This is a genomic window from Teichococcus deserti (genome assembly GCF_001982615.1).
Lineage (GTDB): Bacteria > Pseudomonadota > Alphaproteobacteria > Acetobacterales > Acetobacteraceae > Pseudoroseomonas > Pseudoroseomonas deserti.
Map to the genome: position 1 here is coordinate 1 of NZ_MLCO01000399.1, position 2,406 is coordinate 2,406.

Here is a 2,406-nt window from a genome sequence, read left to right on the forward strand (position 1 = left end):
GAGGGGCAGGAGGGCGGTGAGGCGGCGAGGGGGATCGCCACGAAAAAGGCCGGCCCCGGGATCGCCGGGGCCGGCCAGACAGCCCGCCGGATTCGGCGGGCCCGCTTTCAGACCGAGAGGGTCAGACCGGAAGGGTCAGACCAGGTTGGTCGGACGCGAGAACTTCTCGACCGCCAGGGTCATGCGGGCGGCGATCGGCGCCGAGGACTGCTCGGCCAGCTTGAAGGCCGCCTCGTTCAGCTTGGTGGCCTCGGCCATCGACTTCTCCAGCTGCGCCTTGGCGAAGCCGGCCTGGATCTCGGCGGCTTCCTTCAGGCTCTTGACCGAGGCCAGCGCCTTGGCATTGGCCACGGCCTGCTCGTTCAGCCCCTGCATCACGGCGAAGGCCTGCTTGCTCAGGTCCTGCAGGCCGGTGATGTAGGTCTGGGTCGCCTTGGTCAGCGCCTCCAGATTGCCGCGGCTGAACTCCACGGCCTCCTCGGTCGCCTTGTAGAAGCCCTCGGTGCCGCGCGTGATCTGGTCCATGCTCTTCTCCATAGCCGTGCGGGTCTCTGCCGCACTGGTTGCGATCGTCCTGGTCGCCGCTCCGGCCGCGGGGGCGGCCGCCGGAAGGGAGCCCGTCTCGTTCTCTGCCATCGCTGCGGCCGGAGCCGCGGGCTCCGTCCGGGGCGCGGCCAGCACCGCCGCCACCCCCTGGCTGACCACCTCGGCCACCGTGCTCGCTTCCGAGGCGATGGTCGCCGCCACCTCGGTGCTGGCGGCCGACAGCGCGGGCGCGGGCAGCTTCGGCGCGGCCACGCGGGCGGCCGGCTTCGGCTTGTCGGTTTCGGGCCTGGTGATCTTCGGCGCGTTGGCCATGCAGCTCCTCCTCCTGTGCGGCCGGCCGGCCCGGTCCGGGATCATCCGGGACGGGCAGAACGGCGCAGCTCGGGCATCACTTCGCCAGGCCGGACCGGAGCTGCGCGGTGCCGGGCCTGTGGCTTCACCGTGTTGCGGTGCAGCATAGGGACGATATGGCAATGAAGCCGGCGCTTGTCCAGGATTATTTTGCGCCGCAGCATGAACCCTTGACGAAGCGGTTCCAGCCGCCTTGCGCCGCCCGCCGGGGCTTGCGTGCCGCTTGCGCAACGGGTTGGCCGGGCAGATGCCACCCCAGTTAAACGACGCAGCTTAAGTGTCTGGCGAAGGTCACGGTTCCCGTTTGGTTCCCGATGACAAGCCGGCGAAAATTCTCCTATCATCCGGCCTCTCGCTGGGGGGCGAGATGGCTGCTTTGGGGGATGGGATGCAATTCGCGCGCGTGGTTCGTCGGCTGGGACTCCTGGCCGCATCGACGGTACTCCTTGCCTTGCCGGGAGTGGCCCAGGCGCAGATCGGCAGCGAGCGCTACGCCTCCGTGGTGCTGGACGGCCAGACCGGCCAGGTCCTGTTCGGCAGCAACGCCGACGCCCCGCGCCACCCGGCCTCGCTGACCAAGATGATGACCCTTTATATGGTCTTCGACGCGCTGCGCAGCGGCCGGCTGAGCCTCGATCAGCGAATCGAGATGACGCCGACGGCCGCCTCCCGCCCGCCGTCCAAGCTCGGCCTGCCGCCAGGCCGCAGCATCACCGTCGAGAACGGCATCTACGCGCTGGTCACCAAGTCGGCCAACGACGTCGCCTCGCTCTTCGGCGAGACCCTGGGCAGCGGCGACGAGTCCCGCTTCGCCCAGATGATGACGCTGCGGGCGCGGGCGCTGGGCATGACCGGCACCACCTTCCGCAACGCCTCCGGCCTGCCCGACATCGAGCAGATCACCACGGCGCATGACATGGCGACGCTGGGCCGCCGGCTGCAGCACGACTTCCCCGAGCGCTACCACTATTTCGGCACCCGCACCCATCAGATGGGCAGCATCAGCCTGCGCAACCACAACCGCATGCTGGGCGAGTACGAAGGCGTCGACGGCATCAAGACCGGCTACATCAACGCCTCCGGCTTCAACATCGTCACCTCCGCGCGGCGCGAGAACACCCGCCTGGTGGTCGCCGTCTTCGGTGGCAGTTCCTGGGTCGAGCGCGACCGCCATGCCGGCGCCCTGCTCGACCGCGGCTTCGCCCAGATGGGCGTGGGCTCCGGCACCTCCGGCCTGATGGCCAGCGCGGCCGGCGTCGCCGCGACCGGGGCAGTGGCCGCGACCGCCATCCGCCGCGTCCGCGGCCCGGCCCTCCTGGCCCGCGCCGCCGCCGCCGAGCCGCCGGCCAGCCGCCGCGTGGCCCTGGCCTCGGTCACCCCGGTCAAGCCGCGCGCCGGCGCCCGGGCGGCCGTGGCCGCCGCCCCCGCCCGCCGCACCGTGGTCGAGCAGGGCGATGGCGGCAGCCGCGTCCGCGCCGCCGCCATCGCCCTGCTCGACCACGGTGCGGC

General features: G+C 71.3%; 3 protein-coding genes. 2 read left to right on the forward strand and 1 reads right to left on the reverse strand.

Annotated features, from left to right (window positions below; translation table 11 throughout):
• Positions 1–135 precede the first annotated feature (135 nt).
• Positions 136–525: a phasin family protein gene (locus BKE38_RS28000; protein WP_242662601.1), complete on the reverse strand. Its 390-nt coding sequence runs from the start codon at positions 523–525 to the stop codon at positions 136–138.
• Here BKE38_RS28000 and BKE38_RS33525 point away from each other — a divergent pair.
• Positions 503–1,006: a hypothetical protein gene (locus tag BKE38_RS33525; RefSeq protein WP_242662602.1), complete on the forward strand. Its 504-nt coding sequence runs from the start codon at positions 503–505 to the stop codon at positions 1,004–1,006. The two genes, BKE38_RS28000 and BKE38_RS33525, sit on opposite strands and share 23 nt — an antisense overlap.
• A gap of 351 nt (positions 1,007–1,357) precedes the next feature.
• The coding region (locus BKE38_RS28005; protein ID WP_076960442.1) for a D-alanyl-D-alanine carboxypeptidase family protein at positions 1,358–2,406 on the forward strand (1,049 nt) is incomplete at its 3' end.

Bases quoted from the DNA above. Each gene is read 5' to 3' on its own strand.
- BKE38_RS28000 (WP_242662601.1), bottom strand. From the start codon at position 525: ATGGACCAGATCACGCGCGGCACCGAGGGCTTCTACAAGGCGACCGAG.